The following is a 19,936-nucleotide window of genomic DNA, read 5'->3' on the forward strand; positions in this document are numbered from 1 at the left end:
GTTCCTCATTTTTAGACTATGATGGACTCATAACGTTTTGCCTTGTACGGATAAGGTAATTCTTATGAGTATAAACCTTAGGGGGAATTTCATGGACACAGTATTATATTTTATCTATACAGCGGCTTACCTCGTTCTGCTTATCATGTGCATACACTTCGGTAACAGATGGGATGCTTCTTCCCTACTCTTTTTGGTAGTGTTCGGACTTGTTTATGATAACGGATTGATCGCTATAGGGAAATTCTTAGGTGAAGGACCACTTTTAGAGAATTTGAGCTATTTACGATTTTGGTTTCATGCGTTCTTCACACCTACCCTCGTTCTATTTTCATGGAGTGTTTTAAACAGAGCTGGAATTGAGTTCGCCAAACGTAAAATTGTATACATAATAGCTCTTTTTTACACGATCGCCCTTGTCATAATGGAAATCATCACTGAAACATATGGGGTAAAAATCGTTCCTGAAAGAGAACACGGTTTACTTCGCTATGTTTCTGCAGAACCTTCATCAGGTCCTCCTCTCATGGTCCTGTTCGTGTCTATTGCTTTGATTACGGCAGGAGCGATCCTTTGGAAAAAAACAGGCTGGAAGTGGATGTTGATAGGTTCAGTTGTGGTGACAGTTGGAAGCGCGGTTCCTATATCTGTGGAAAGTGCCGCTGTCACGAACGGCTTTGAGTTGTTTTTGATGACCACGCTTGTTGCAACAAAGATTCATCAAGACCGCCAATTGAAAGGTGCTTAACTTAATATGAAAAGGATAATCAAAAGAGCTATTCTTGTAATCGCAGTACTATTGGTATGCTGCTTGATCGGATTTTTTGTGTGGACTCAACAGACATATGAACCTACTAAAGAATTATTGAAAAGTGTTGGTAACATCGAGCATGAAGACGATTGGGTGACGTTCAAACCTAGTGGTACGAATAAAGAAGTTGGGGTTATCCTTTATCCGGGTGCAAAAGTTGAACCAAAAGCATATGGTTATCTTGGGAAACGATTATCAGACGCTGGGTACACCGTCGGAATTCCAAAATTTAATCTAAATCTTGCGATGCTTGAAGTAAATAAAGCAGAAGAATGGATTAACCGTAATCCATCGATTAAGAAATGGTTTATTGGCGGGCACTCTTTAGGAGGAGTAAGCGCTGCTACATTTGCACATAAAAATCCCAAATTGATTAAAGGTGTTATCCTGCTCGCCTCTTATCCTGCAAGTGGAGATAACTTTTCAAACAAAGGCACACCGATCTTATCTATATACGCAGAAAAAGATGGGCTAACGACTAGAGATAAGATTGAAGAAACGAAAAACTTGTTGTCAAGTGATACTGTTCTATTTGAGATCAAAGGTGGAAACCATGCTCAGTTCGGCATGTATGGAGAGCAAAAAGGAGATAATCAAGCAGACATTTCTGCTAAAGAACAGCAAGATTTGATTGCTGATGAGATGATCAAGTGGTTAGATAAGCAATAACATATAAACAAAAAAACTCACTATTTTTGTGAGTTTTTTATTTATTATGTACTTAGTCGTATTCATTGTTGCTTTTGAAAGTAGTTGATTTCTGTTGCAGATGCTCGCTTTCCGCGGGGCAGGCGGTGAGTCACAATCGTACGGTTCCGTATAAGTGTCTCATCTGTCTAGTTGCAGTGGCTAGCCCCTCGAGGTCAAAAGTTTAAGAAGGAAAATAAAAAAGGCTAACTTCTTTTTTAAATTTTCATCCTTAAACTAAAATTGCGAGCAAGATGGGTAGCGTGATCAGCGAAAAAAGCGTACTCACTAACGTTGCACTTGAAACAAAATCGGGCTCTGTTCCAAACTGTAACGCATACATCGTCGTATTTGCCGCTGATGGCATGGCAGCCATAAGAATCATAATTGTTGCGAGCCTATCATCAACAGGTAGAACTAACGTGATACAAAATGCGATCAGAGGTGACACTGCTAATTTAAGTACAAGAGAATACGTTAACTTTTCGATTTGTACTTGGCGTAATGATATTTTCGCAAGCTGCATACCAAGTATGATCATAATCGTCGGAATCGCAGAATTTGCCACAAGATCAAGAGCTTCAGAAACAGAACCTTTTATCGGAATATGTAACTGTTGAAAGATTACACCTGCTAGCGCTCCGTATACGATGGGCATACGACGCACTGCTCTTAACGCTGAAGAGATTCCGTCATTTTCGGGACTGCCTTTTGCCGCATAATAGACCCCTACCGTACACATGACTAACTGCTGAATGACCATAAGGACAACTGCATAATCTAACCCAGCTGCACCAAACGCGAACAGCGCGACTGGTGTCCCATAATTCCCATTATTCATGAAAGCAGAAGCTAGAATAACACCGCAGGTTTCTCTTACATTGTATCTCTTAAAATAACTGATCACATAAACAAGGCCGATTAATGTAAAACATAGAATGAGCGTATAGATCAGCATGTATCCATACGTCTTTGTAAAAGTAGTTTCATAAAACGTTCGAAAAACAAGAAAAGGAGACATCAGATACAATGCCATAGTGGAAAGTGTTTGTGTTTCGAAGCCTATCGTTTTTTGACCGATAAATCCGGTAGCAAAGATTGCAAATACCGGAAGAATGATGCTTAGTAGCTCGAACATGTCTTACCCTTCTTTCTGTTAACAACACGGAAAAAAGCTGACCATAAAGATCAGCACTTTTTTCTTATTATCATAGCACAAGGATAAGCATTCTTTCTTTATACGAAGAGCAATCTAAAACGTATGTGCGGAATCTTTAGCACGAGCAATCGCCTTTTCTTTGATCTCATCCGCTTTATCCGGCATCGCTGCATGTCCTTCTACAAACAATCCCTCAAATAATGGCACACCAAAAAATTGCATGATCACGCTTAAATAACGGTGACCCATCTCCATTGCTGCTGCAGGTCCTTCTGAATAAATACCACCGCTAGCCTGGATATGTAAGGCTTTCTTGTTCGTTAAAAGGCCAACGGGTCCCTGCTCCGTATACTTAAACGTTTTTCCTGCCACAGCAACTGAATCGATGTACGCTTTCATAACAGGTGGGAACGAAAAATTCCACATAGGCGTTACGAATATATATTTATCTGCAGAAATAAACTGCTCACAAAGCTCTGATAGTCTTCCTACTTTCGATTTTTCTTCAGAAGACAGCTCCTCAAATCCTTTACCAGATTGCAGTTTCCCCCATCCACTAAATACATCAAGGTCGATGTGAGGAATTTTCTCTTTATACAGATCCACGTGAATCCATTCATCATCCGGGTTAACTTTCTTGTATTCATCCATGAATGCTTTACCTACAGCCATGCTGTAAGAACCTTTATCATCATGAGGATGTGCTGTAATATATAATACCTTTGTCATGTAATTCTACACTGCCTTTCAGTTTTTTTTTTTCTAAATTACCGTTGCTTTTGAATGTTCTTTTCACTTCTATGCAAGTGGATTGGAGCGGAAGGTTGCCGACTCCTATGGGACGAGCGAGCACTCTGAAATGTGGAAGTGGCTCGTTCAGCCCCGACCAGCAAAAGGTGAATGGGCGAGGAAGGTGCCTTTTACCTTCTTGACCGTTAAACTTTTGACCTCGAGGGGCTAGCCATTGCAACTAGACAGGTGAGACCCTTAATGGCGCATGGCGGCAAGGGGCTCACCGGTCGCCCCATGGAAAGCGAGCAACCTGGAGCGGAAATCAACGACTTTCAATGAACTGCGATCACGAATGATCATAAGGATTACCAGCAATGTTTGCCCTCGCTTCATCCGTTAAAAGAAACGGCTCTTGCAAAGTATCATCATTGACAACTTCATGGTTTAAAAGACTTCCATCAAAATGAATCGGTTTATCTTCATTCATCTAAACATTCACCTCCAACAGAGATAGTTTAAACGGTTGTTTAATATTTGATTCATTACTCATTCGATAAAAATAAAAAAAGCTATCTGCACAAAACAGATAGCCATAGCAAAAGATATGAATATTAGTAGCGTTGTCCGCCTAAAGCTTGTGCTACAAGACGCTTAGTGATTTCTCCACCTACAGATCCGTTTGCACGTGACGTAGTGTCTGGTCCAAGGTTTACACCGAACTCAGAAGCGATCTCATACTTCATTTGATCAAGAGCTCCTTGAGCTCCAGGTACTGATAATTGGTTGCTGTTGTTTTTAGCCATTCTATTCACCTCCCTTTCTTTTCTAATCTTAGAATCCCACTAACTTACAATCTTATTCATAACCTTATAAAATTTTTTTCAATGTTTCATTAGGTGCATGTGTATTTTCTGTTTCAAAAGTGATTTGATACGGTTTGTCCAAACACTTTAGACAAGTCTGCATAAGATAATGGAGAAGAGAGGATACACCGAATATTCTCTTTTCGGAAGTTCTATATGGGGGGAATTCATCGTGAGTTTCATTAGTATCTTAAACGGGGTTTTATCTTCTAAAAAACGTGCTAAAAGCAAGAAAAACAAGAAGAGAATCGGCTAACCCAATCAATTACAGCCACAAAAAAGCTAGCCTTATGGTTAGCTTTTTTTGTTGAAAGTCGGTAGTTGAACTTAAGCAAAAATTTGTGAATCTCACCCAGTTCGGATAGACTAATGTTGCTAATACCAGAGCATATTTGAAAGTGAAAAATGAGGCAGAACTTCATTCTTCTTTAGGAGGATTCATTCGTGACACATATTTTAATTGTTGATGACGATAAAAATATACTGGAGCTTCTGCACTATCAACTTAAAGATGCTGGATATCAAGTCTCTCAAGCTAAAGATGGAATAGAAGCTTTAGACATCTTGCGCCTTAAACGGTTTCATCTCGCTGTAGTTGATGTGATGATGCCCTATATGGACGGGTTTGCCTTAACAAAAGAAATACGAGAAAAATACGACATCCCTGTTATCTTACTAACTTCCAAAAACCAAATTGAAGACAAAGAACAAGGCTATCTATCAGGAACAGATGATTACCTAGTAAAACCATTCGAAGCGAAAGAATTACTCTTTCGAATGAAAGCTCTATTAAGACGTTACGATAAAAACCAGGGTGTTGAATCCGTGATTAGCATAGGACATACAACCGTAAACAAAAAAAGCTATGAGGTTCATATTAACGACCGAACGATTCTATTACCACTGAAAGAATTTGAACTGCTTTATTTTTTTATCTCTAATCCTATGCAGGCTTTCACACGGGATCAACTCATCCAACATATTTGGGGTATGGATTATGAAGGTGACGAACGCACGGTAGATGTACATGTAAAGAGGTTAAGAGAACGGTTTTCGAAACTGACTGATGACTTTCAAATCAAAACGGTCCGTGGAGTGGGTTATTTATTGGAGGTTAAAAAATGAAGTCGCTGTATACCAAATTTGTCGTGATAACAATAGGGATCATGCTTTTAAGCGGTGTTTTAGCCTTTATTGCTTCCAATACATACTATCAGCAAAAATTAAAACCAGCTAACGATCAAAAAAATACAGATATTGCCCTTGAGATGGCTTACTTTGTGGAAAAACACCCTACTATCAACCTAAATGATTACTTGAAGAACCTATCTACGATCGGATATCAAATCTACCTTGTTGAGAGATCCGGAAACGAAACGTTCTTCGGTGCAAAATTTCGTAATACCGAACTTCCCTCTGCAACGAAAGAGCGTGTTCTAAAGGGTGAGATCTATCATGGAATGCTTCATTTTCCAAAACAAACGTTTGTAACGGGATTTTTTGCAAACGAACTAAGTAATTCGATTGGTGTTCCTCTAACACATCAGGGGAAAAAGTATGCTCTATTTATTCGACCTGATATTAAACTCCTCTTCAATGAGATGCATGTGCTTTTCGGCTGGCTGTTTGGTCTAATGATCGTGCTCAGCATACTGATGGTAATCGTAAGTACAAAATATTTAGTAAGACCGATCTCTAAATTGACCACTGCAACAAAGTCACTCTCACATGGAAACTTTTTTGTTGAACTCGATACGAAACGTCGTGATGAACTTGGCGTACTCTCTCATAGTTTTCAGCAGATGGCTCGAAAACTAGAACAGTCAGATGAGATGCGAAAAGAATTCATCTCTAATATTTCTCATGATATCCAGTCTCCACTGTCTAATATAAAAGGATACACCAACCTGTTAGAAAAAGAAGGATTGAGTTCAAATGATCGTCTCCAATACATCTCTGTTATAAATGGTGAGATCAGTAGACTCTCGAACTTAACGAAGCAATTATTACTTCTTGCCTCACTGGATCGAAACGAAGATATTTTAAAGAAAAAACCGTACAATGTTTCACAACAGATTAAAGAACTGATTCGAAATTATCAATGGTTGATCAATGAGAAAGAAATTATGCTCAGCTACTCCTTACCCGATACCATATTTTTTGGAGATTCTTCTCTATTAAACAACGTATGGGACAACCTTCTAACAAATGCCATCAAGTATAATAACCATGAAGGAAGCATTGAAATATCTGTTGAAAAAAGAGAGAAATCAATCTATATTACCTTTAAAGATACGGGTATAGGTATGAATGAAGAAGAAGTAGAGAGAATCTTCGACCGCTTTTATCGAGCAGATGTGGCTCGGTCGAAAACAGTTGAGGGTACCGGACTTGGTCTATCGATCGTAGCTACTATTGTAAAACTGCATGGTGGAAAAACGGTTGTAAAAAGTAAGAAAAACGAAGGAACTACGGTTTCTGTTGAGCTTCCTATCGATTAATTACTTAATTTTAAATTTGCCAGGCATTCTCAATGAAGAACTCATTGATGATGCCTGTTTTTTATGCGCCTCTTCCCTCCTCCCCGCTATTTTGTAACGTGTTATTCATTCTCCGTTCATAAAAGGATTCTAAACTAAGAATGTAAAATGATTGGAGGAGAGATGTTATGAGCATCGCATGGAAAGAAATCAAAAAAAATAAAATGAAGTTTTTCATATTAGGTTCCATCATCTTTCTCGTTAGTTTATTGACGTTTATCATTTCTGGTTTAGCCAATGGATTATCACAAGATAACGCTGCTTTAATTAAAGATTTGCCGAACGGACAGTTTTATATAAATCGTGACGCTGAAGAAAATTACAACCTTTCACGGATTGATAAGAGCATTCAAGAACAAGTGATTAGCAAACAAAAAGATGCGGTTGCATTCTCTATACAGATGGGCTTTTTAAACGATGAGAGTGATAAACAACGGAGTGTTGCATTTGTTGCCTCTACCGATTCAAAATTATTTGAATCCGTGGCTCCCGGAGAAATCGTTTTGGACCGCTCATTAGAGAAAGAAGGCATTGACGTTGGCGACACCTTAACATATAAACCATTTAATAAAACGCTTGTTGTTAAGGATTTTGTTGACCAAAAAAAGTTCAGTCATGCTCCTGTGGCTTACCTGAATATTGAAGATTACAAGAACATGTATCGTTCTGAAGAGATGCAGCTTCTTTTCATACCAGGTGCGGATGAAACACAAAATTTCAAAGAGCTGCAATCATTTTCAAATAATGATTTTCTTAACACCATTCCAAGTTACAGTGCCGAACAAATGTCTTTGAATATGATCGTATGGTTTCTGATCGTAATCAGTGGAATGCTGTTCGCCATATTCTTCTATATGTTGAACGTCCAGAAAATCGGACTATACGGAATCTTAAAAGCAATCGGAGTTAAAACGAGCGATCTGTTTAAAATGATGTGGACACAAATGCTATACATCACCATCCTATCTCTGACTCTTTCTATTATTTGTAGCCAGCTATTCAAAGAAATTGCACCTGAAGATATGCCTTATCAGTTAACAAACGAAACCACATTACAATTGTCGATCGTCTTCCTCGTGATTGGATTTATTGGAGCTACTCTATCTGGATTACAAATGAAAAAAGTTGAACCTTTACAAGCCATACAACAAGGAGAGGTTTAATATGGATATCTTTACGATTGAAGAATTAAGGAAGACATTTAGAAATGGTGACGTGAAAGAAGAGGTTTTAAAAGGAGTGAACCTGACGCTTAAGAAGGGAGAAATTACAGCGTTAGTCGGCCCATCAGGTTCAGGTAAGAGTACCCTGCTAACCATCGCTGCAGGGTTACAGCCCGCATCTGACGGAAAACTTTTATTCGATGAACATAATTTAACTTCTATGTCGGCAGAGGAAATGCGCAGCATCAGAGCCAAGAAATTCGGTTTTGTTTTTCAATTTGCACACCTTGTCCCTTTTCTAACCGTTGAGGAGCAATTGGACCTCATGCTGGACGTATCTGAAGTGAAAATGACGAAAGAAAATCGACAACAAGAAATCGATTTTATAATAGAACGCGTTGGATTATCTCATCGGAAAAAGGCTTATCCAGCTTCATTATCTGGTGGAGAAAAACAACGCGTCGCCATCGCACGCGCGATTATTCATAAGCCCCAAGTTCTATTTGCCGATGAACCCACGGCAAGTCTGGATTCAAAGAAATCAAAAGAAATCATGTCACTTCTACGTGACTTAACGAAAACGCTAAGCATTACGACTCTAATGGTCACTCATGACGAAGAGATGCTTTCTTATGTGGACCATGTAGTTAAAATGAGCGATGGTTTGATTGTGTAGAAGAAGTTAGAGAGCTATGGATTTGTTTGTTCATAGCTCTTAAAACGTTTAGAGGGTATTTTTGAGAAGGAGGAAAATATCACTCGCACACAAATAAGACTTTCTTCTAGATTCCTTCTGGAAAACGAAAGATCGTATAATTCTTTTTCCAGATATCGCTGTTAACAATAATATTTCCTTGCACACCTTCGAAAAAATATGATTGATCTTCCTTTTTCGTTAGTGTCCAGCCTTTTTCTTTCAAATGCCGTTCAATATTCTCGTCAGCGTTTTTCTTCTTAGACATATACCATTGGTACCCTTGATAATGAGAAGGAATTCTTACCATATTCCCATCCGCTTGATCCACCATCTTCATTACTTGAACATGATTCACCTGCTTTACAGGAAACGGGTCATATAAAAACTCATAAATCACAAAACTAATAAAAAACAACAGTGATAAAATGAAAATATTCTTTCGACTAATCTTCACAATAGCAACGCTCCCCAAGCTTCTCACGATTCATTCATCGCTGTCCCTTTTTAGTAATAAAAATCTAACACCTCACATATTTCCGCTTGAAACCAACTTGTCCTCGATCTATCGCTTTTTGAATATTTTCAGCAGCGAGTAGATACTTCGTTTTTTTCTCGTCCTGATTCATTTCTACTGGTCCTATAGCCTTTGCTGTCTCAACTGCTTGTTCATGTAATGGGATGTATGAGACACCCACTGTATAAACAAAATTATTCATCGAAGCCTTTGTTCGTGCAGGGGCATCATGAATGGTGTCTTTTACAACCTCCAGCATTTTTTCTAACTTCGTTGTAGAAAATTCGCTGTCTGGCCGATTTCCTAATAGCCAGCAGTAACAACTCCAACCCGCTGACATCCTGAGCTCTTCACCACTTGCAATCCATTTGTCAGCAACCTTTTGTGCAATGTCAGTTTCAGCTAGAGTGACCGCTACCACATAATCCGATAACATATAAAAATAAGCACCAGCAATCCAACGCTCAAAATCATCTTCGGTCATGCTTGTCGGATCTGCGATGATTCCTGCAAAGTACATCGCATCGTAATTCCCTGTAGCGTAAAGCTCTTCAGCCAATGGTTGATTTCTTTTAATCTTTTTAGCTATCGGCTTCATAGCTCCAGTAGCTACACCAAACACCGGTTCTTTTGCGCCATTGGAGAGATAGATTTTCTTCGTCCGTTCTTTTCCTAGAGATTCAAGTTCCTGCATCACTTCTTCAACATTCATCTATGACACTTCCTTTTTGTGTTGGAATTCAGGTTCAACTAGTGAGATGAATTCATCATTCACTACCCTTTTCTTTCACTTCTCGACTGATTTAGATATTCCTCTTTTACCAGCAACCAACTTGCACCATAAAAAATGAGCGCTCTTTCCATGACGGAAATGCACTCATTTTTGTACCTAATTATCTGAATATGAATGCTTTTACAAAACGAGGAGACTTTCAACTGTTTTTAACCATTTTATAATCTCACAATCACTTCAGTTCCATCTTGTGATTTCACATTAACGAGCTCTAATCCTTTGTGCTTTTTTAACTCTTTAATAATACTCTTCAGTTCTGATTTATCTATGGAAGGAATGGTGAAGGCTATGTTTTTCTTATCTAGATGAGGTTTTGACCATTTGTTTGCATGTCGAATTAATAACTTAGAAGTGATAATGGATATCCCTATATTTAAGAGGACATAAGGGACAGGGATTGAGAATTTTGCCTCTTGGGTTTTCACATTTACATGTAACATTTTAGCAACCTCTACTCAATCGTAATTGAAACGGTATCCCCGTTTGCTGATTTCACATCAACAATCTGTCCATCCAGTTCGTTTTCAATGGCTTCAAGTATCAGATTAATATCAATATCTTTTACATATTGTTCAGATTGGGGAATCTTTAGAGCAATGTTGTGACCTGCTGCTAATACAACCTTTACTAACTTGATCGGAAGGTTCACATTCACGTTGTCACTTTCAGATACAACGCGTATTTTCAAGGTTTTGTCGCTGTAGTTAGAAGATGTATGAGATGTATAGCTTAATGGCTTAACAGCAGCACCAAGTTCTTTTTCTTGTAAGACCTGAATTAATTCTGAACCTTTATCCGTATCAATTTTACCTTCTTGAACCATCGTTAAAACTTTCTCGATCTCACTTTTCATTTTCTAATCCCCCTATTCTTCCTTTAGCATTTTAATTGCTTCATCTGGAGAAATCTCTCCACGTTCAAGCATCGTAACGATCTTTTTCTCGTCTACCTCATTTTTCTTTTTAGATTCGTACCCTAATGAAGATGCAATGTCGTTCAGCTTGCCTCGAACCGTTGGATACGAGATCCCTAGCTCTTTTTCTACCTCTTTAATATTGCCTCTGCATACAAGAAAGACTTCCACAAAATGAAGCTGTTCTTTTGATAGTGAAGCAAATTTAGATAGTTCAAATTCGTTCTCAATTGTCGTGTGACAATGCGAACAGTGAAGTTTAGTAATTTTTAAAGTTTCTGAACAAACCGGACAATTTGTAAGTAATGGGTGAGCCATCTCATTCTCCTTTCTTATTATTTAATTAGATTATACACTTCTGAATTAAATATGTGAATGTTTTTTATTATAATATTAATATTTATTAATATATAAATTAATTTTATTGATTATTTTCGTTTGATATTCAATTTAAAAATCAATATTATCAAAGCTCATATAAAAAAGACCTCCCTAATTAGAAAGTCTCCGTGTAATTACGTGTAAATTTCTGATCTGGAAGCTTGTATTCTTCAAGTAAATCAATATTTCGCTTCTTACTCGCATAATCATTAATTTGTTTTCCAATGTTCGCATAAAGCTCTAGATCTTCAAGCTCTGTTATTGGAACCCACTTAACAGCCGTCTGATTCGGATCAGGTTTTTCCGGTAATCTGGGCGTTGATCCACTTTTTAATGTACAATCAAACATCATGACTAGCGTGTGAATATGGCCATACTTATTTTCGTTAAGATGGGGAGCATACTCATAAACAAAAGCTAACGGACCGACCTCGACATCAATATCGGCTTCTTCCCTAGCTTCCCTTTTTACAGCTTCAATCAAAGATTCATGAGGCTCCGCTCCACCAGCTGGGAAATCATAAAAAACTCCCCGATAAGGATCATCAAACTCCGTTAATAAGATTTCATCATTTTCAATAATGAGCGCTCCCACTCTTACTCGTATATGATATGTCACGTCATTAATCCCCCGTTTTCAATTCATTTTACAAAAGCCTTGCCCCATACTCTTTCAACGGTTACTAACTCCTCGTCATTGAACGCTAGTCGATAGATATCGGGTTTTGTTGTGCTGTATAGAAAATCTAAGTCAAAGGAGGAATCAAAGTAATTCATCATCAAAGTCATAACGGCACCATGAGTTCCAATCACCATATTTTTATCTTTATACGTATGTAAGAGTTCCTTTAAAACTTGTACTGCCCTCTTTTGACAAGCTGCATTTGATTCGCCACCTACAAGAGAGAAATTAAAGTCTTCAAAGGATTTTTCTAATAGAGGACCAAGATCACGATCTTCTAATCTATTTTCACTAGAAGAGAATACTCTTTCTCTCAAATCCTCTCTAATCAATACTTCTTTCCCTATATGTAGAGCTACCTTGTCTACCGTTAAAATAGAACGGAGGTAAGGGCTTGATACAACAACATCAATCTTCTTATCTCTTAAGAGTTCAGCCACACGACGAGCATCTTCATACCCTTTTTCCGTTAATCCTCTCGTCCGTTCATTGCCTTCTTTTGGTGAGTCACCATGCCTTACCATATATACGATTGTGCTCATGAGATTCCTCCATCTTACCTACACTATACTTATAAAAAATAATAGAAAAGTATATGCAAAAAGGTAATAGATTGTCCATTTTGGTATTTTCTTACGATCGAAAAAACAAGATATTACTTTAATTAATACAACAAGAAATATAGCCGCACCTATTATTAGAACATTAGATAGAATATCAATATTGCTCATTTAGTTCACCTACATAAAAATTTTTAAATGGATATGGGCCGATAGTATTAACAACCTTTGGGTGATAATTATTATACTTCATACCCAACCAACCACTCTAACCGTTTCATTTGAAGTGAGGTTGGCATTGTACGCAATAAAAGATTCCTAACTTGAATGGAGATCGGATTTTCAAGTTGCATGATTCTCGCCATAGCTCTAGAACCCCTTATAACCTTCGTAGTTCGAGGAATTCTTATTCTTTCATATTCCCTTAAAGCTTGCTCAATGTCTTCCGGATATTTTATCAAGCTACGAGATAATACCAGAGCATCTTCCAATGCCTGAGCTCCTCCTTGTCCCAAATTAGGCAGCATTGGATGAGCTGCATCTCCAAGTAGTACAGTCCTACCTTGGCTCCAGGAGTTAATTGGTTTCCTATCAAAAATTTCATGAGTGATGATATTAGTTTCCTCTGTGGATTCAATTACTGCTTCAATCGGTCCCCACCATCCTTTAAAATACTCTAAAGCAGTCATTTTTTTGTTTTCTGAATTCTTAAGTGTTGCCAGTGGCGTATTTATTGCTGCAAACCAAAAAATTCTACCTTTGCCTAAATGAGAATATCCAAATCTTCTGCCATGTCCCCAAGCTTCAAAACCACCACCCTGTTCAAGTGGAAAACGGTCATCTTCAAAATTAGCTATACCACGAAAAGCAGTAAATCCAGAATACCGAAGAGGTGTCGAATCAATCAGTAAACTTCTTATTTTGGAGTGGACGCCATCAGCACCAATGAGTAGATCTCCTTCAACGACTTCCTTCTTCTCATATATTGCTCTAACTTTTGAAGTATCTTGTTCTTTATTAACAAGTTTTCTTCCCAAAAAAACAGTACCTGAATTAAGATTTTCATATAAAATGTTTTGTAGATCTGCTCGATGAATCAAATAACTGTATGTCCCATACTGCTCTGCTTGTTTATGAACGGGTAAATCCACCAACAGTTTTCCATCCCAGGTCCGTATTTCAGCTTTTTTAACGGATGAACCCAAACTCCGAACCTTTTCGCCTAACCCTAACTTATCTAATGCTTTAATAGCATTTGCAGCCAAAACAATACCTGCACCCATTTCCTTAAGTTCCGTAGCTCTCTCATAAACAGAAACTTGGATTCCTAACTGCTGCAAGGCATTTGCTACTGAAAGTCCTCCTAATCCACCACCGTTTACAATTACATTGTATGTACTTGAAATTTTCATATGTATCATCCTTAATAATGACTTTTTTAGCTCCAGAAATATTTATACTCAAAGATTCTTGGATTTAACATTTCAAATGCATTAGAGTCCATGTAGGAATCTTCAGCTTCTTCAGGTAAGGAGTTTACTGAATAGAATTCATTCAAAAGTGCTTTAATCCTTCTTGGATTAAAGCACGCGATAGTTGAATAAAAATAGTATTATATGTGTAAATGTAGATTATTTATAAAGATGCAGTTTTTAATGTTTTTTGAAATTGCTCTTCTAACTCCTTAAATTCTGAAGAATGTATTACATCTGGTTGGATAGATATTATTTCTCGTTTGTATTTACCTAAAAATGTTTTTAAGGCTTCCATAAAATCATGTTTATCCAAATAACTTACACTTTTAGTTTTGCGATCGTATTCATCATATTCTTTAATATAAATTTTCTTACCTTCTATTTTGATTATATAAATTATGGACCAACCAAATGCTTGAAGCTCACAATCATCTTTCTTTTTCTTTTTTCGTTTAAATATGTATTCTAACTCTCTGAAAAATACTATCAAAAAAGACTTATGTAGTTCTGAATTTATAGTTAAACTTTCAGAGATTTTTAAATCAAATTCACATCCAAAAAACGAGGAGTAATCTTTTACTCTTAAATAATCTCTATAATCACATTCACAACTTGATATATGATAACTAATTTTCATAAACAATCCTCCCCTCACCGTTCTAACTTTAGAATTTTTCTTTAAATGATTTCTTCTTTTCTCCCAAAACATTCCCTAAAGCCGCTCTGCTTTATTGGAAATTAGATATTGTTTAATAGCACCGGATTGTTGAAAAACTCTTTACTGGAAACTATTTTTAAAACTATTAATATATAAATATCTCGTTAATTTCATCGAGGATATCTTTTAATTTCCTCATAAATTTGTTGTTTACTTATAATGGCCACCTCAAATATTTCTAATTTACGATTTATTTTATCACTCTTTTTTCAATGAACATGCTCTTTAATCAATAAAAAGAGCCCATCTCTTTCTTGAAGAATTGCACCCGATTGTGGAATACCTAGTACAGGAAGACTTTCCAATAGGTATAGTTATTTTAAAAATAAAACGCTCTGAGTGTACGACTCAATACTTTATTGCATCTAATATTAATGATGGAAAGGCTAGTTTATCTCCTTGGTTCCTAGGATCAAACTTCTTGGAGCGAAAAATAACACCATCCTCACCATCCCATTCATTAAAGTGAAATTGACCGTCCTCATCACAGTATTCAAGTAAAGTTACTTTATACCCAGCAACTTCAAATATTTTCGTTAAAGTTTTATAATTATAAACTATTTTATGACTTGAAGCAGGATGGTCTATTGGTCCAGGTCCACCTACTTTTATTATGTTTTGATAATCCTTGTCTCGAAAATATCCATCAGGAACTGCACAACGAATATAACCTTTTGGTTTTAAAAACTTATAACATAGTTGTGCTGCACCAATCCCTTCTTCATAGGAAAGGTGCTCCCAAACGTGTTCGGCGAGAATAGCTGTTAAAGAATTTTCATCAAATTTTTTATTCCAGGTATCCATATCAATTAAATTAAGTTCATCTTGCTGAGTATGTATCCAACCTAGATTATTATTGTACTCCCCTGCTCCAATAACTACTTTAAGTTCTTCTTGTTTTGTAACCAATTGTTTCACCCCGAAGTTGTTGTTGACTATAAATCTCAGAATTCACCTATCCATGAAAATCAGTCTACCTTTTAAATTCAATAAAAAGAGCACTTCCCCTTCTTGAAGAATTGCACCCGTTTGTGGAAGATATCTTTTAACGATTATGTCAATACTCTTCGGCATCAATACCGTTTTAATAGTATGGTTACTTATATTATCCTTTAATAAAGCGTATAAACTCCTGAGGCACCTTAGGGTCAAAAACAAATAATTTTTCTCTATAATAATCAAAATCAATATAATATATTTCGTTTTTAACATTTGAAATAGACCAATCAATTTCGCTCAAATCCACACTCTGTACACTGATACAATTTTCATGGACCTGTTCATTGTCGATTATATGCAATATATTCATCTTCACCCCATAGTTAACTATTTCTTTTATAAGATTTAAATCATAACCCAATTGATTAGTGAAAAAACCAACAATTGTGCTTATTTGGGCATCTTCCTCAGCAATAAATGTTAAGAATTCAAGCAAATCCTTTTCTTTCATAATATATACTCCGCTCCTTCTTCATTAGGAGTAGTATGCGTGTTATCTTATTAGCTTTAATTGTTCATTCTAAGAGTTATGTGTTGACTCGATTTACGTTTATTTTTAGAATTGAAAAAACCATAGAGGGCGTGCTATTGCAAAAGAAGAAGTTAAAGCAAACAAAATAATTAAATGCAGCCATCCTTTGTAAAGAGAGTGTTTTTTCTGTTTCATTCTTTAACTAAACGATCTTTATATAGAAAGGAAATATGTCATTCCTCTTCACAATCAACTAAATAATTATAAAATTCTTCGTGTAAAGCAATATCGTGTAATAGTGACTCTTTTGTTTTCCTGTCCACTAAATCAAGTAAATAATTATCTGCAAGTTCATCTCCACCATCAATCATAACTAATATTGAATGAATTACTCCTTTTATTAATTCATCCTGAATCTTCGCAAATGCAACCAATTCTTCTTGTGTTTTTATCTTGGATTGAAGGATTTTATATTCATTTTCATTATCAGACCAAATTAAATCCGTATTGGGATTTAAGCTGTCAACCGAGGTTTTTACCCAATAATCCTTTAAATTCTTTAGATTATCAAAAAGTAGCTTTTGTTTGTCATTCATATAAATTCCCGCTCCAGTTAAAATGGTTGTTTCCTTTTTTAGTGGCTAGCTCCTTGTTCAACTTAACTGCGCGATTCTTTGTTTATTAGTTAAAGAAAAGAGCGCTTCTCTTTCTTGAAGAAATGCACCCGATAGTTGAATAACTAATTATTATGATTTATGTATTCTAACCATTTATCTATCTCTTTTTTTAAGAACCTGTATTCATTATCTAGCTTTATGTAAGGAATATACGCATATGTCTCATAACTACTCATATTAGCTTTATCTTTATCGTCATTATAAATAATACTTTCGATTGAACCTTCACTTATTTGAAGATATACAGATAGTTGTTTAACTGTCATTACATTAAGAGTAGAAACTGTCTCTTCATTTTGAAAGTAATAATCGTTTGATTTAGTTGTATTACCTGATAAGCCATCTCTTAATATTAAAGATGCTATTATAAGAGAAATACCTAAAATAATTGCACTTAGTGAATGCAATAATGACTTCATCTATTTAACTCCTTATTTGTTTTATGTAATAAATGTTAAGTTAAAACTAGTTGTTCCACCTCCAATTTCAACTAAGTTTTTTCCATATTATTACATTATACATTGTTAAAATATAAAAATGCACTTCTTATATGCACTCAATTATGAAATAATTTCAATCTCCTGCAACTTCTACTTTCCATACACGAGAATCCGATATTCTTTTTATAATCAATGTCATCTTTTGTTGATGACCTTCTACAAACTTGCAATAATCTTTTAGTTCAACAATAAGGCGATCAATATGACTTGCATAATATTCTACTGAATTACCATAGTAGTGATAGAGTTTAAATAAAAAAGGGTAATTTTCTTTATTGATTCTCCCTGTGTTATTTCTAAAGAAAATTGCATTATGAAAGCCATAGCTGATAGGTAGATAACAAATAATATTTTTTTTCGTGTCGTAAGTTACTAATTCCAGTGCCAAAATAACTTGCTCCTTTCTGATTTTACTTTGCAGCGCCTTAAGTTTTTTTCTTCCTGGCTTTCTCTTCATAATGTTCATACCTTTTTTTATGGATAAGCTTTTGTTCCTTCTCCCATTTGACTATTTTAATAATAGAAAGTAGCACTAAACTAGGAACAAGGATAGGGAAAAAAAGGAACGCTAGAAATACGTCAAACCATGTAATACCTAATCCCAATACAATCCCCCCACATCATCATTATATCTTTAGCTTTTCTACTAAGTTCAAGTATGAAGATCACTTTTCCTTCTTGAAGAAGTACGCCATGAATCCTTGTAATTCTATTCACACCTCAGAATTCACCTATCCGTTAATCTTACCTTTTAAATTCAATAAAAAAGAGCCCATCTCTTTTTGAAGAAATGCACCCGATCGCGGAAGATCTTATTTATCTTAATGGATAAACTAATTCTATATCTCTTTCATCCTTCAGCGATTTATAATACCAATAATTATGATCAGCTCCATGGATGCAAAGAATTCTTTTATCTGGATACTTCTTAGCAGCATTCTTCACCCTTGCCGTCATAATATAGTGCCTTGCATCCCAAATGACATTTTGAACATTAGGATTAACTGTATGTAACCAATCATATATTTCATTTGTAATAGCATCATATTCGAATGAGTTAAAAGGAATATTTCCTTCATTCCATACTGATAGCTTCTTATCATTCCACCGTTTTAATTCGTTCTCTAACTGATTCTTTAATTCTGCATCGTACATATCAAAAGGACCTTCTTCAAATACATCCTCTTCGAACCAATTTACTGGAACAAACTCAATATTTTTTTCATTACATAAAGGGAATATTAGATTTGGATATTCTATTTGTGTCTCTCCTAAAATGCCCCGAGGATCTCTATTATTTAAGTAAAGTTCCCAGCTCAATGGGTGAACTTCTCCGCAAATTACTTCAGGTTTGAATTCTTTTATCAATTCTTCTACTAATGACAGCGGATAGTTATACTTCTTCTGCATTTCTTCATCGTGAGTCATTCCTAAAATACCTACAACAGCCAATATATACACATCCTAATTAAAAATATTGCAATAAACTCTTTTTTTCACAATCCTGGTACGTTTTTTAATAAGTTCAATAAAAAAGTGCAGATCTCCTTCTTAGAGAAATACACCCATTTGTGGAGTAATATTCATAATCAAAATGATTCACCATCATTTATTTTTTGTATCCAATCCTTAATATCATCATTAGGGTGAAAATACACATCTTTCTTAATTTCTAAATCTATTGCCAATAATTCAATAAGATAATCGTGCAATTTATCTTCCTCTTTAGTCAATTGATCTCTTTTATCAAAGTTTTGAACCCATTTATATGCCCAAAAATAAAACTCTTCTCTTGTAAATTTGTTTTCTAATACATATTGTAATTTAGTAATAACTACTTCACTTGTTGGTTGATCCTCAAAAGTCATATGCTACTTCTCCATTAGGTAATTTTAATAATTGCATTAGATTGTTGAATAAATAAATATTCATCTAAAAATTACAAGTTTCACTTAAATAAAGTTGGATTTAGTTTTGCAAATTCATTAGAGTCCATGTAGGAATTTTCAACCTTCTTGGGTAAGGATCTAACTGAGAAATAATAAGCATTCTCTGGTTTTACTTTAATTTCATTTTCTAAATTGTATATTTTCTTTTCATTATCAAGTGAATATTTTATAGGAATTTTTATACTATTAATATCTTTGTTGTTTCTTCCATAGATTAGAAAGTAAGGTCCATCAGAAGTTTCGATATGATTGTACTCGAATTCTGAGTTATTTAAGGCAACAAATTTAATCTTATATCTACCTAATATATTCTTTTCTAATTGTGTGTACCCTTGCAAATCATTCTTAGTAGTAAATAAGATGATCCTTTCCTCATGTTTACCGAATGAAGTGTCTTCTACCAATTTATTAATTTTTATCTTTGATTCCTCATTATTATTATAAAAATCTTCGATTGAATTAGTTATTTGTTTATTATTTAAGCCCTTTGAAATAGGATAGGAAGAATAATAGATGTAATAACCAATTAATAGCATTGAAATTAGAGCAAAGAAAATTAATTTCTTCATAATATTAACCTCGTTTATTTTTTAAAATTTTTTCTTACAGAAATGCACCCGATTGCGGAATAAATTATGTAAATAATTGTAA

27 protein-coding genes are annotated in these 19,936 nt (G+C 35.4%); 6 read left to right on the forward strand and 21 right to left on the reverse strand.

Annotated elements, in window-relative coordinates:
• The first annotated feature begins 91 nt into the window (after positions 1–91).
• A complete protein-coding gene (locus tag ABE65_RS17580) occupies positions 92–748 on the forward strand; it encodes a hypothetical protein (protein ID WP_066397772.1) in 657 nt (218 codons plus the stop codon).
• A gap of 6 nt (positions 749–754) precedes the next feature.
• On the forward strand, positions 755–1,480 hold the full coding sequence (locus tag ABE65_RS17585; protein WP_066397774.1) for an alpha/beta hydrolase: 726 nt from the start codon (positions 755–757) through the stop codon (positions 1,478–1,480).
• 250 nt (positions 1,481–1,730) lie between these two features.
• Here the strand turns inward: ABE65_RS17585 and ABE65_RS17590 are convergent, their stop codons facing one another.
• From ABE65_RS17590 to ABE65_RS17600, 4 genes are all read right to left on the reverse strand, one after another.
• On the reverse strand, positions 1,731–2,636 hold the full coding sequence (locus tag ABE65_RS17590) for an AEC family transporter (RefSeq protein WP_066397776.1): 906 nt from the start codon (positions 2,634–2,636) through the stop codon (positions 1,731–1,733).
• 114 nt (positions 2,637–2,750) lie between these two features.
• A complete protein-coding gene (locus ABE65_RS17595; RefSeq protein WP_066397777.1) occupies positions 2,751–3,386 on the reverse strand; it encodes an FMN-dependent NADH-azoreductase in 636 nt (211 codons plus the stop codon).
• Positions 3,387–3,735: 349 nt separating this feature from the next.
• Positions 3,736–3,876 (reverse strand): hypothetical protein, encoded by a 141-nt coding sequence (locus tag ABE65_RS22100; RefSeq protein WP_197480317.1) that lies wholly within the window; start codon positions 3,874–3,876, stop codon positions 3,736–3,738.
• Between the two features lie 124 nt (positions 3,877–4,000).
• On the reverse strand, positions 4,001–4,192 hold the full coding sequence (locus ABE65_RS17600) for an alpha/beta-type small acid-soluble spore protein (RefSeq protein WP_066397779.1): 192 nt from the start codon (positions 4,190–4,192) through the stop codon (positions 4,001–4,003).
• A gap of 504 nt (positions 4,193–4,696) precedes the next feature.
• Here ABE65_RS17600 and ABE65_RS17605 point away from each other — a divergent pair.
• The 4 genes from ABE65_RS17605 to ABE65_RS17620 all read left to right on the forward strand — a co-directional run bounded on the left by ABE65_RS17605 (position 4,697) and on the right by ABE65_RS17620 (position 8,631).
• Positions 4,697–5,377: a response regulator transcription factor gene (locus ABE65_RS17605; RefSeq protein WP_066397781.1), complete on the forward strand. Its 681-nt coding sequence runs from the start codon at positions 4,697–4,699 to the stop codon at positions 5,375–5,377.
• Positions 5,374–6,753 carry a sensor histidine kinase gene (locus ABE65_RS17610; protein WP_066397788.1) on the forward strand — a complete coding sequence of 460 codons (1,380 nt, stop codon included), beginning with the start codon at positions 5,374–5,376 and terminating at the stop codon, positions 6,751–6,753. The genes ABE65_RS17605 and ABE65_RS17610 overlap by 4 nt, the downstream gene beginning before the upstream one ends.
• Before the next feature lie 167 nt (positions 6,754–6,920).
• Positions 6,921–7,955, forward strand: a complete 1,035-nt coding sequence (locus tag ABE65_RS17615) for an ABC transporter permease (RefSeq protein WP_066397797.1) — start codon at positions 6,921–6,923, stop codon at positions 7,953–7,955.
• A gap of 1 nt (position 7,956) precedes the next feature.
• Positions 7,957–8,631 carry an ABC transporter ATP-binding protein gene (locus tag ABE65_RS17620; protein ID WP_066397800.1) on the forward strand — a complete coding sequence of 225 codons (675 nt, stop codon included), beginning with the start codon at positions 7,957–7,959 and terminating at the stop codon, positions 8,629–8,631.
• 106 nt (positions 8,632–8,737) lie between these two features.
• Here the strand turns inward: ABE65_RS17620 and ABE65_RS17625 are convergent, their stop codons facing one another.
• The 17 genes from ABE65_RS17625 to ABE65_RS17710 form a co-directional block, all read right to left on the reverse strand.
• Complete coding sequence (locus tag ABE65_RS17625) at positions 8,738–9,106, reverse strand: hypothetical protein (protein ID WP_066397803.1); 369 nt, start codon at positions 9,104–9,106, stop codon at positions 8,738–8,740.
• A 64-nt stretch (positions 9,107–9,170) separates the two neighbouring features.
• Positions 9,171–9,878, reverse strand: coding sequence for a DNA alkylation repair protein (locus ABE65_RS17630; RefSeq protein ID WP_066397806.1), 708 nt, complete (start codon positions 9,876–9,878; stop codon positions 9,171–9,173).
• Positions 9,879–10,117: 239 nt separating this feature from the next.
• Positions 10,118–10,399 (reverse strand): hypothetical protein, encoded by a 282-nt coding sequence (locus ABE65_RS17635; protein ID WP_066397809.1) that lies wholly within the window; start codon positions 10,397–10,399, stop codon positions 10,118–10,120.
• 11 nt (positions 10,400–10,410) lie between these two features.
• On the reverse strand, positions 10,411–10,812 hold the full coding sequence (locus ABE65_RS17640; protein ID WP_066397810.1) for an SHOCT-like domain-containing protein: 402 nt from the start codon (positions 10,810–10,812) through the stop codon (positions 10,411–10,413).
• Between the two features lie 12 nt (positions 10,813–10,824).
• Positions 10,825–11,190, reverse strand: coding sequence for a DUF2089 domain-containing protein (locus ABE65_RS17645; protein WP_066397812.1), 366 nt, complete (start codon positions 11,188–11,190; stop codon positions 10,825–10,827).
• 178 nt (positions 11,191–11,368) lie between these two features.
• Positions 11,369–11,872, reverse strand: a complete 504-nt coding sequence (locus tag ABE65_RS17650; RefSeq protein WP_066397814.1) for an NUDIX domain-containing protein — start codon at positions 11,870–11,872, stop codon at positions 11,369–11,371.
• Between the two features lie 23 nt (positions 11,873–11,895).
• On the reverse strand, positions 11,896–12,477 hold the full coding sequence (locus ABE65_RS17655; RefSeq protein ID WP_066397820.1) for a histidine phosphatase family protein: 582 nt from the start codon (positions 12,475–12,477) through the stop codon (positions 11,896–11,898).
• 260 nt (positions 12,478–12,737) lie between these two features.
• Positions 12,738–13,907, reverse strand: coding sequence for an FAD-dependent monooxygenase (locus ABE65_RS17660; RefSeq protein ID WP_231887819.1), 1,170 nt, complete (start codon positions 13,905–13,907; stop codon positions 12,738–12,740).
• Between the two features lie 223 nt (positions 13,908–14,130).
• Positions 14,131–14,607, reverse strand: coding sequence for a hypothetical protein (locus ABE65_RS17665; RefSeq protein WP_066397824.1), 477 nt, complete (start codon positions 14,605–14,607; stop codon positions 14,131–14,133).
• A 429-nt stretch (positions 14,608–15,036) separates the two neighbouring features.
• A complete protein-coding gene (locus ABE65_RS17670) occupies positions 15,037–15,597 on the reverse strand; it encodes a class I SAM-dependent methyltransferase (protein ID WP_066397825.1) in 561 nt (186 codons plus the stop codon).
• A 196-nt stretch (positions 15,598–15,793) separates the two neighbouring features.
• Entirely contained in the window at positions 15,794–16,138 is a 345-nt protein-coding gene (locus ABE65_RS17675) for a hypothetical protein (RefSeq protein ID WP_066397833.1), read from the reverse strand.
• Positions 16,139–16,392: 254 nt separating this feature from the next.
• Complete coding sequence (locus ABE65_RS17680) at positions 16,393–16,755, reverse strand: histidine kinase (protein WP_066397835.1); 363 nt, start codon at positions 16,753–16,755, stop codon at positions 16,393–16,395.
• Positions 16,756–16,898: 143 nt separating this feature from the next.
• Positions 16,899–17,255: a helix-turn-helix domain-containing protein gene (locus tag ABE65_RS17685; protein ID WP_066397836.1), complete on the reverse strand. Its 357-nt coding sequence runs from the start codon at positions 17,253–17,255 to the stop codon at positions 16,899–16,901.
• 154 nt (positions 17,256–17,409) lie between these two features.
• A complete protein-coding gene (locus ABE65_RS17690) occupies positions 17,410–17,793 on the reverse strand; it encodes a hypothetical protein (RefSeq protein WP_066397842.1) in 384 nt (127 codons plus the stop codon).
• Positions 17,794–18,152: 359 nt separating this feature from the next.
• Positions 18,153–18,788: a hypothetical protein gene (locus tag ABE65_RS22245; RefSeq protein ID WP_231887820.1), complete on the reverse strand. Its 636-nt coding sequence runs from the start codon at positions 18,786–18,788 to the stop codon at positions 18,153–18,155.
• 137 nt (positions 18,789–18,925) lie between these two features.
• Complete coding sequence (locus ABE65_RS17705) at positions 18,926–19,204, reverse strand: hypothetical protein (RefSeq protein WP_066397845.1); 279 nt, start codon at positions 19,202–19,204, stop codon at positions 18,926–18,928.
• A gap of 80 nt (positions 19,205–19,284) precedes the next feature.
• Positions 19,285–19,854: a hypothetical protein gene (locus ABE65_RS17710; protein WP_066397847.1), complete on the reverse strand. Its 570-nt coding sequence runs from the start codon at positions 19,852–19,854 to the stop codon at positions 19,285–19,287.
• Positions 19,855–19,936 lie beyond the last annotated feature (82 nt).

The sequence above is a fragment of the Fictibacillus phosphorivorans genome (genome assembly GCF_001629705.1).
Taxonomy (GTDB): domain Bacteria; phylum Bacillota; class Bacilli; order Bacillales; family Fictibacillaceae; genus Fictibacillus; species Fictibacillus phosphorivorans_A.

Excerpts from the sequence above, each read along its gene's own strand:
- ABE65_RS17580 (WP_066397772.1), top strand. The coding sequence starts at position 92 with ATGGACACAGTATTATATTTTATCTATACAGCGGCTTACCTCGTTCTG.
- ABE65_RS17585 (WP_066397774.1), top strand. The coding sequence starts at position 755 with ATGAAAAGGATAATCAAAAGAGCTATTCTTGTAATCGCAGTACTATTG.
- ABE65_RS17590 (WP_066397776.1), bottom strand. The coding sequence starts at position 2,636 with ATGTTCGAGCTACTAAGCATCATTCTTCCGGTATTTGCAATCTTTGCT.
- ABE65_RS17595 (WP_066397777.1), bottom strand. The coding sequence starts at position 3,386 with ATGACAAAGGTATTATATATTACAGCACATCCTCATGATGATAAAGGT.
- ABE65_RS22100 (WP_197480317.1), bottom strand. The coding sequence starts at position 3,876 with ATGAATGAAGATAAACCGATTCATTTTGATGGAAGTCTTTTAAACCAT.
- ABE65_RS17600 (WP_066397779.1), bottom strand. The coding sequence starts at position 4,192 with ATGGCTAAAAACAACAGCAACCAATTATCAGTACCTGGAGCTCAAGGA.
- ABE65_RS17610 (WP_066397788.1), top strand. The coding sequence starts at position 5,374 with ATGAAGTCGCTGTATACCAAATTTGTCGTGATAACAATAGGGATCATG.
- ABE65_RS17615 (WP_066397797.1), top strand. The coding sequence starts at position 6,921 with ATGAGCATCGCATGGAAAGAAATCAAAAAAAATAAAATGAAGTTTTTC.
- ABE65_RS17620 (WP_066397800.1), top strand. The coding sequence starts at position 7,957 with ATGGATATCTTTACGATTGAAGAATTAAGGAAGACATTTAGAAATGGT.
- ABE65_RS17630 (WP_066397806.1), bottom strand. The coding sequence starts at position 9,878 with ATGAATGTTGAAGAAGTGATGCAGGAACTTGAATCTCTAGGAAAAGAA.
- ABE65_RS17635 (WP_066397809.1), bottom strand. The coding sequence starts at position 10,399 with ATGTTACATGTAAATGTGAAAACCCAAGAGGCAAAATTCTCAATCCCT.
- ABE65_RS17640 (WP_066397810.1), bottom strand. The coding sequence starts at position 10,812 with ATGAAAAGTGAGATCGAGAAAGTTTTAACGATGGTTCAAGAAGGTAAA.
- ABE65_RS17645 (WP_066397812.1), bottom strand. The coding sequence starts at position 11,190 with ATGGCTCACCCATTACTTACAAATTGTCCGGTTTGTTCAGAAACTTTA.
- ABE65_RS17655 (WP_066397820.1), bottom strand. The coding sequence starts at position 12,477 with ATGAGCACAATCGTATATATGGTAAGGCATGGTGACTCACCAAAAGAA.
- ABE65_RS17660 (WP_231887819.1), bottom strand. The coding sequence starts at position 13,907 with ATGAAAATTTCAAGTACATACAATGTAATTGTAAACGGTGGTGGATTA.
- ABE65_RS17665 (WP_066397824.1), bottom strand. The coding sequence starts at position 14,607 with ATGAAAATTAGTTATCATATATCAAGTTGTGAATGTGATTATAGAGAT.
- ABE65_RS17675 (WP_066397833.1), bottom strand. The coding sequence starts at position 16,138 with ATGAAAGAAAAGGATTTGCTTGAATTCTTAACATTTATTGCTGAGGAA.
- ABE65_RS17680 (WP_066397835.1), bottom strand. The coding sequence starts at position 16,755 with ATGAATGACAAACAAAAGCTACTTTTTGATAATCTAAAGAATTTAAAG.
- ABE65_RS17685 (WP_066397836.1), bottom strand. The coding sequence starts at position 17,255 with ATGAAGTCATTATTGCATTCACTAAGTGCAATTATTTTAGGTATTTCT.
- ABE65_RS17690 (WP_066397842.1), bottom strand. The coding sequence starts at position 17,793 with ATGAAGAGAAAGCCAGGAAGAAAAAAACTTAAGGCGCTGCAAAGTAAA.
- ABE65_RS17705 (WP_066397845.1), bottom strand. The coding sequence starts at position 19,204 with ATGACTTTTGAGGATCAACCAACAAGTGAAGTAGTTATTACTAAATTA.
- ABE65_RS17710 (WP_066397847.1), bottom strand. The coding sequence starts at position 19,854 with ATGAAGAAATTAATTTTCTTTGCTCTAATTTCAATGCTATTAATTGGT.